This is a genomic window from uncultured Granulicatella sp., from assembly GCF_963545075.1.
Taxonomy (GTDB): Bacteria; Bacillota; Bacilli; order Lactobacillales; family Aerococcaceae; genus Granulicatella.
Genome location: NZ_CAUUHX010000069.1, coordinates 1 through 7,007 on the forward strand (window position 1 = coordinate 1; position 7,007 = coordinate 7,007).

Annotated in this window: 11 protein-coding genes and 1 other annotated feature; of the genes, 10 read left to right on the plus strand and 1 reads right to left on the minus strand. The window is 35.3% G+C overall.

The features are described 5' to 3' along the window. Window positions 1-130: 130 nt before the first annotated feature. Window positions 131-206, plus strand: a sequence feature (ribosomal protein L21 leader region). Between the two features lie 15 nt (window positions 207-221). From rplU to RWZ86_RS07890, 6 genes are all read left to right on the plus strand, one after another. Continuing rightward, on the plus strand, window positions 222-530 hold the full coding sequence (rplU, locus tag RWZ86_RS07865) for a 50S ribosomal protein L21 (protein WP_020991443.1): 309 nt from the start codon (window positions 222-224) through the stop codon (window positions 528-530). An 8-nt stretch (window positions 531-538) separates the two neighbouring features. Continuing rightward, window positions 539-871 carry a ribosomal-processing cysteine protease Prp gene (locus RWZ86_RS07870; RefSeq protein ID WP_314681190.1) on the plus strand — a complete coding sequence of 111 codons (333 nt, stop codon included), beginning with the start codon at window positions 539-541 and terminating at the stop codon, window positions 869-871. 22 nt (window positions 872-893) lie between these two features. After that, complete coding sequence (rpmA, locus tag RWZ86_RS07875) at window positions 894-1,184, plus strand: 50S ribosomal protein L27 (protein WP_227931695.1); 291 nt, start codon at window positions 894-896, stop codon at window positions 1,182-1,184. 64 nt (window positions 1,185-1,248) lie between these two features. Then, window positions 1,249-2,256, plus strand: coding sequence for a class I SAM-dependent methyltransferase (locus RWZ86_RS07880; protein ID WP_314681194.1), 1,008 nt, complete (start codon window positions 1,249-1,251; stop codon window positions 2,254-2,256). A 44-nt stretch (window positions 2,257-2,300) separates the two neighbouring features. Beyond that, window positions 2,301-2,528, plus strand: coding sequence for a hypothetical protein (locus RWZ86_RS07885; RefSeq protein WP_314681196.1), 228 nt, complete (start codon window positions 2,301-2,303; stop codon window positions 2,526-2,528). Between the two features lie 286 nt (window positions 2,529-2,814). Next, a complete protein-coding gene (locus RWZ86_RS07890; protein WP_314681199.1) occupies window positions 2,815-4,005 on the plus strand; it encodes an acetate kinase in 1,191 nt (396 codons plus the stop codon). A gap of 182 nt (window positions 4,006-4,187) precedes the next feature. Here the strand turns inward: RWZ86_RS07890 and RWZ86_RS07895 are convergent, their stop codons facing one another. Next, window positions 4,188-4,874 (minus strand): hypothetical protein, encoded by a 687-nt coding sequence (locus RWZ86_RS07895; protein WP_314681201.1) that lies wholly within the window; start codon window positions 4,872-4,874, stop codon window positions 4,188-4,190. A 235-nt stretch (window positions 4,875-5,109) separates the two neighbouring features. Here RWZ86_RS07895 and RWZ86_RS07900 point away from each other — a divergent pair, with 235 nt between their 5' ends. The 4 genes from RWZ86_RS07900 to RWZ86_RS07915 all read left to right on the plus strand — a co-directional run bounded on the left by RWZ86_RS07900 (window position 5,110) and on the right by RWZ86_RS07915 (window position 6,934). Next, window positions 5,110-5,667, plus strand: a complete 558-nt coding sequence (locus tag RWZ86_RS07900; protein ID WP_314681202.1) for a hypothetical protein — start codon at window positions 5,110-5,112, stop codon at window positions 5,665-5,667. Then, on the plus strand, window positions 5,648-6,388 hold the full coding sequence (locus tag RWZ86_RS07905) for an N-acetylmuramoyl-L-alanine amidase (protein WP_314681204.1): 741 nt from the start codon (window positions 5,648-5,650) through the stop codon (window positions 6,386-6,388). The genes RWZ86_RS07900 and RWZ86_RS07905 overlap by 20 nt, the downstream gene beginning before the upstream one ends. An 81-nt stretch (window positions 6,389-6,469) precedes the next feature. Continuing rightward, a complete protein-coding gene (locus RWZ86_RS07910) occupies window positions 6,470-6,679 on the plus strand; it encodes a hypothetical protein (protein WP_314681207.1) in 210 nt (69 codons plus the stop codon). Between the two features lie 21 nt (window positions 6,680-6,700). Next, window positions 6,701-6,934: a DUF2922 domain-containing protein gene (locus RWZ86_RS07915; RefSeq protein ID WP_227931688.1), complete on the plus strand. Its 234-nt coding sequence runs from the start codon at window positions 6,701-6,703 to the stop codon at window positions 6,932-6,934. The last annotated feature ends 73 nt before the right edge of the window (window positions 6,935-7,007 follow it).

A 7,007-nucleotide genomic window follows, 5' to 3' on the forward strand; every position in this document is an offset into this window, starting at 1 on the left:
CAAGTTGTATTGACACTGGTTCGTGTCACAAATGTTTGTGTTTCTTAGAATTTTCATTTTAATTGCCAGAGCTTTTGCTTGACTTAGGTAGAAATCTCTGTTAAACTGTTCATGTTGTAATTGTGAAGCACCACAGCTACAACCGCTCGGATTAGAGTACAAAAGACCGGAATCGGCACTTTAAACTGGCGAGTCTTAGTCTAAAATATAGGAGGTGCAATATGTACGCAATCGTAAAAACTGGTGGTAAACAAGTTAAAGTTGAAGTTGGTCAAGCAATCTACGTTGAAAAATTAAACGCAGAAGCTGGCGACAAAGTGACTTTCGAAGAAGTAGTATTTGTAGGTGGAGAAAACGTTAAAGTTGGTGCTCCATTCGTAGCAGGTGCAACTGTTGAAGGAACTGTTGAAAAACAAGGCCGTCAAAAGAAAGTTGTAACTTTCAAATACAAACGTCGTAAAGACTCTCACCGTAAACAAGGTCACCGTCAACCTTATACAAAAGTTGTGATTAACGCAATCAACGCTTAATTTTGACGATGATACGAGTAACGTTTCATAAAAAAGACCACGAATTAGTTTCTTTTGAAATGACAGGACATGCAGGCTTTAGCGAGCATGGAAGTGATATTGTATGTGCAGGCGTTTCTGCATTAGCGATTACGACTGTTAATAGTATCGAGAAGCTAGCAGGCTATCAACCGATTGTTGACGTTGATGAAGTCGAAGGTGGGTATTTATATGTCGAAGTTGTACGAGATGTAACGAAAGTTCAAGCTCAAACAACACAAATTTTATTAAATAGTCTATTACTAGGGTTAGAAGGAATTCAAGAAGAATATCCTAACTATCTAACCGTTCAAGTTGATTAACCTATCAAGGAGGTGCACTCTCATGTTAAAAGTGAATTTACAATTATTCGCCCACAAAAAAGGGGGCGGTTCTACATCAAACGGACGTGACTCAGAGTCTAAACGTTTAGGTGCTAAACGTGCTGATGGACAATTTGTTACAGGTGGTTCAATTTTATTCCGCCAACGTGGAACTAAAATCCATCCAGGTCACAATGTAGGAATCGGTGGAGATGACACATTATTCGCTAAAGTTGATGGCGTAGTACGTTTCGAACGTAAAGGCCGTGACAAAAAACAAGTATCTGTTTACCCAGTAGCAGCTGCTGAATAATATGGAATTTGCGGAGGCAGGACTTTGTCCTGTCTCTTATTTTTTATTTGAAAGGAGGAGTTTGATGGAACAGGAAAATAAAGAAATTCGTAGTTTTGAAAAATTATGGGAGGCTGTTCAAGTACTCCAAAAAGCAATTGAGTATTCATATGTAGAGGCATTAGGAGAAACCTTGCAAAATATAGCTTCAGAAAATCAAGCTCAGCAAGTAGAAGGACAACCAGATACGGTAACGATTGAACAATTAAATAGAGCTTATACAGAATTAGCATTACAAAGCTTTACAAAAGAACAAATTCGTCGCATGATTCAATATACTTTCTTAAAAGCTGCAAAAGAAGATGGCTTACAAATGAATCACCAAATGACACCAGATTCAATTGGTTTATTAGTAGCCTTTATGGTGGAACGCTTAACAGAAAATAAAGAAACACTAGCACTTGCTGATTTTGCATGTGGTAGTGGGAATTTATTAAGTACCGTTCAGCTCTTTTTACAAGAAAGTGGAAAAAATATTCAAACGACTGCCATCGATAATGATGAAGTATTAGTTCATTTAGCGTTGCAATCATTTGCCTTGGAAAGCTTGGATGTACGAGTGATGTTGCAAGATGGATTAAGTGATTTATTAGTGGATCCAATCGATATTGCGTTATCCGACTTACCAGTAGGTTATTATCCAGTTGATGAACGTGCGAAAGAGTTTAAGACTCATGCAAAAGAAGGACATTCTTATGCACACCATTTATTCATTGAACAACATTTGAATTATTTAAAATCAGGCGGCTTTGGATTGATGATTGTGCCAACGAATTTATTTGAAACAGAAGAAAGTGCGTCATTATTAGAACATTTACAAAAAGAATCCTTTGTTCAAGCGATGCTAGCTTTCCCTAAAACATTATTCAAAAACCAACAATATAGCAAGTCGCTGCTCATTTTCCAGAAAAAAGGAAAAGGTGCAAAACAAGCACGTCAAGTATTGTTAGGCGACATACCGGATATGAAAAACATCGATAAGTTCAGACAGTTTACACAAACATTTGAAAAATGGGCGAAAGAACTTTCGTAAAAAGTAAAAGTTTATCAAGTAAAAACAGGAGAGGAGTTACTAAAATGGCAGTAGTATCGTTAGAAAATAATGTTAAATGTTACAGTTCAGAATTAAGAAATGCGTTATTAAAAGCTTCCAATTATCAATTAGATGAGCAGATTGCTTACAGAGTTGCAGAAGTTTATGCACGTAATCTAGATTATTCTGATCCAGAATTGATGCATGTCGGAGTAACTTCTGTTGCGAATAATCTACTCTCTAGAATTAAAAGAGAATATTTTAAAGCTTAATTAAAAAAGAAATACCTAAAAAATGTACTCTAAAAGTATACTGCATCCCAAATGGTAGACCGAGAAAATCTATCTTTGGGGTGTTTTTTTTTATTTTTATTCTATTCTGAAATAAAATAACTTTTAGAAAAAGAAAGTAGAACCAAGGATTTATTATTTCAATCTGTACTTAGTTATGCTAAAATGAATGAGGTGCGAGAAATACTGAATCATGAAACTTTTTAAAAGGAAGATTGTACAGTGTTTTTCACAAAAGAAGAACATTATCACACAAAGGAGACAGACCATGTCAAAATCAATCGCGATTAATGCCGGAAGTTCAAGCTTGAAATTCCAATTATTTAACATGCCTCAAGAAGAAGTTGTGGCAAAAGGATTAGTAGAACGTATTGGATTAGAAAATTCAATCTTCTCAATCAGCTACGGAGATGATCAAAAATATGAAGTGGTAGAAGATATTCCAAACCACGAAGTAGCTGTAGAAAAATTATTAGAACAATTAGTAGCATTAAACATTATTGCTTCATTCGATGAAATTACTGGTGTTGGACACCGTGTAGTTGCTGGGGGAGAAATCTTCAAAGATTCAGCTTTAGTAGACGATACAGTTATCCAACAAGTAGAAGATTTAGCAGAATTTGCTCCATTACACAATAAAGCAGAAGCTATCGGAATGCGTGCATTCAAACATATCTTACCTGATATCACAAGTGTTGCAGTATTCGATACTTCATTCCACACAACAATGCCTAAAAAAGCATACTTATACAGTATTCCATTAGAATACTACAAACAATTCAAAGCACGTAAATACGGAGCACACGGAACTAGTCACCGTTATGTTTCACAACGTGCAGCAGAAATGTTAGGTAAACCAATTGAAGAATTAAAAATCATTACATGTCACTTAGGAAACGGTGCTTCAATTACAGCCGTTGATGGTGGTAAATCAGTAGATACATCTATGGGATTCACTCCATTAGCAGGGGTTACAATGGGTACTCGTTCAGGAGACATCGATGCTTCATTAGTAGCATTCTTAATGAATAAATTAAATATTACAGATATCAATGAAATGGTTGATATTTTAAACAAAAAATCTGGTTTATTAGGATTATCAGGTTTATCAAGCGATATGCGTGATATTGACAATGCTTCAGCAACAAACGAAGATGCTAAAGTAGCAATGGAAATCTTTGTGGATCGTGTTCAAAAATATATTGGTCAATACATTGCAGTAATGAATGGTGTAGATGCGATTGTATTTACAGCAGGTATCGGTGAAAACTCAATTAAAATCCGTGACTTAATTATTAGCGGAATTACATGGTTCGGATGTGACATTGACAAAGAACGTAACAACACTCGTTCAGAAGCAATTATTTCATCAGACAATGCGAAAGTAACAGTATTAAACATTCCAACAAATGAAGAAGTAGAAATCGCAAGAGATATCGAACGCTTACGTAAAAGTTAAGATGTGAGAAAAAGCGCTTTGAATCGGACCGTTGGAGGGGAAGGCTGAGAGGAGAGAATCTCCGACAGACTTCACCGAAACGCACGCCGATTCAGCTTTTTCGAACTCAGTTCCAATAAGATGTTATAAAAAGCGAAAAAAGGCTTAACGGCAACGTTAAGCCTCTTTTTTATGCCTTCCTATCAAACGGCCTTAAAATGCTTTAAAACTTCTTCCCAAGTTTTTTCATCTAATTCATCTGGAGATACTTTATCAATATATTCTAAAATAATCGGAATGAAAAAATAACAAAATAACGTAATATTTAATTGTTCTCTAGTCGAAGAATGATGAATTGGATATTTTTTGTAAAAATGATTTTTAAATTCTTTGTTACTTTCAAGAAGACAATCAAAGAGATTGGTGTTCAAAATTGAAGTTGGATATTTATAGGGCAAAATAATTTCTAATGATTGGTCGAAGTATAAGTGTAGCGTATCTCCAACTTTTTGCTTATCGATGCAATGGTGATACCCACACCAGTGGTGATGGCCTGAAAAAGTGTAAATAGGGAAATAAAGAAAATCGTCAAAACAATAAGGAATTTTTTTACGAATGGTGCAATATTTTTTCGTAATTTCCTTAGAAAGGGTATAAGAAATAGGAGTGTTTCCTTGTAATAAGTCGAATAACTGTGAAGTAGTCTGGCGTGTAATATACCACTGACCATAACAGGTGACAATAATGCTATTGCAGTCGGTACGAGGATCGTCGCTAACATCATAAAGCAGAACGATATCTCGTGTCATTTCAGGAACTTGATGTTGTATACAAGTTTCGAAAAGGCTAGCATCACAACTACGATTGAAATCTATGACTTTGTTTAACATATTAACGCCTCCTGAAAACGCTTTTTTCTTTTATTTTATAACAAAATCAGTAAAAAATAAATAAAAAAGAGAAAAAAGTTAATGAATTTACGAAATTTATAAAAATAAAAGGGAATTTTTGCGAATAAGCAAATTTGCCGCTGAAATTTGGCAATAACCCATTTTGCGAATAAAAAACATTTGGCGTACAGTTTTAATAACAAGATCTTGTAAAAACAATAGAGGAGAGAGGAGTATGGAGTATTGGGAAATGCCATTAGAATGGAGTGAAGAATATCTTCAAACATTTGAACCAGTTTTATATTCTGTCTTAAGAGGTTACCATGTGTCGAATACGAACTCAGAATATCAAGACTTACTTCAGTTAGGAAGGATTCTAATATTAGAAACATTTCAGAAATTAGGAGGAAATCCTCTGGAAGAGCAACGATATATTTATGCAGCCTACATTAAACGGGGATTTACATGGATTTGTTTACGAGAATTTTCAAAAGAAAACAGGCAAAAGATGCGAGAATGTAGTGACGAGAGTCTGGAATTTTTGCTAGGAAGTAATAGTGATACTCAAGGGCAATTGGAGACGAGTGAAGAATTAGGAAAGTTGTACGAATTACTAACCCCAAGACAGAAGAAAACATTGGAGTTGTTCCTAGAACAATCCGATTCTATTAAGGAATTGGCTGAGCTTGAGGGACGTTGTAAGAGTAAATATTACCGAGATCGACAAGCGATTCAAAAGAAATATCAAGCATATATACAAGGAGGAGAGTCAAATGGTCAAAAAAATCAATGAAACATTAATGGAAAACAGTGGACGTTTAGTAGGAGTGGAATTTGTGGTGATTCATAATGACGCAGGTTCTATGACACCAGAGGAGTATATCGAATGGTTAAGATACCGTGAAAAATCACTAGGAATTGCGCATTATTATTGTAATCGTAACACGATTGTACGGGTCGTAGATACGTATAATATTGCCTATCATACTGGAGATTGGTGGAGTAATATTCGCTCTATTGGCTATGAAGTCTGTGAAAGTATGAAAGTCTCTGATGAAGAATTTATAGAAAATGAAGACGTCACCTTAATGCAGGCGACCGAAGATTTACTCTATTATGGACTCCCTATTACGACGGATACCGTGAGACTTCATCATGAGTTTGTTCCTACTTCATGCCCTCATAGAAGCTTAGCATTACATGGAGGAACAACTGAAAGCGTGAAAGACTATTTTGTCATCCGAATGAATGAGTTTGCACAGTTAGGAAGCACAGTAGAGGAAATGCTTTCTGGAATTGGAAATGAGACAGAAGATAATGAGGATACATTTAATAATGAAGAACCCACACCTGATGAAGAGAAGGTAGTATATGAGAAAACGAATGAAGACATCGCAGATGAAGTCATTCTTGGATTATGGGGAAATGGAACTGAACGAAAACAACGCCTGGAAGAAGAAGGGTATGACTATGATGCTATTCAAGAAATCGTTAATAAAAAAATCGGTGAATAGGGGTAAAATTTATCGGTCATTTTCTATTTATAGTGTAGGAAGTCATGACACTACAAAAAAACAAACAGGAGGAAAAAGAAAATGGCAAAAGTATTTCAAAAAGCAACATTAGAAGTGTTTCATATGGATGAGGAAAAGGGAAAGGCAAAACGTATTAAAAGCTTACCAAACCTTGTTGAAACAGCTGACGAACAAGCAGTAAAAGAAATTGGAGAAGCATTAAAAACATTGATGAAAGATCCAGTGAGCTACGTAACAGTTGTAACACATTACCGTCACACAATTGCTTAATAGGAAAAGGAGTGAAAAACTATGACAACAACAAAAGAATTAACATTAGTCTTCAAAAACGCAGATGGAAAACATAAAAACTTGGTCATTGCAAAACCGGTAGAAAACTTGGATGAAGCAACCATTAAAGCAGCCATGCAAAAAATCGTCAATACACATGCTTTTGAAAAAGCAGGAAAGAAAGAGTATGAAGGTGTCGTATCTGCATCCTATGTAGATCGTACTGTAACAAAAGTATTCAAAACAGAAGAATAGTTTTGAGCAAACGAAAGCAAGAGAGACTGGGCAAAAAGTCTCAAAAATAGAAGAAAGCACTATAAAATTCTGA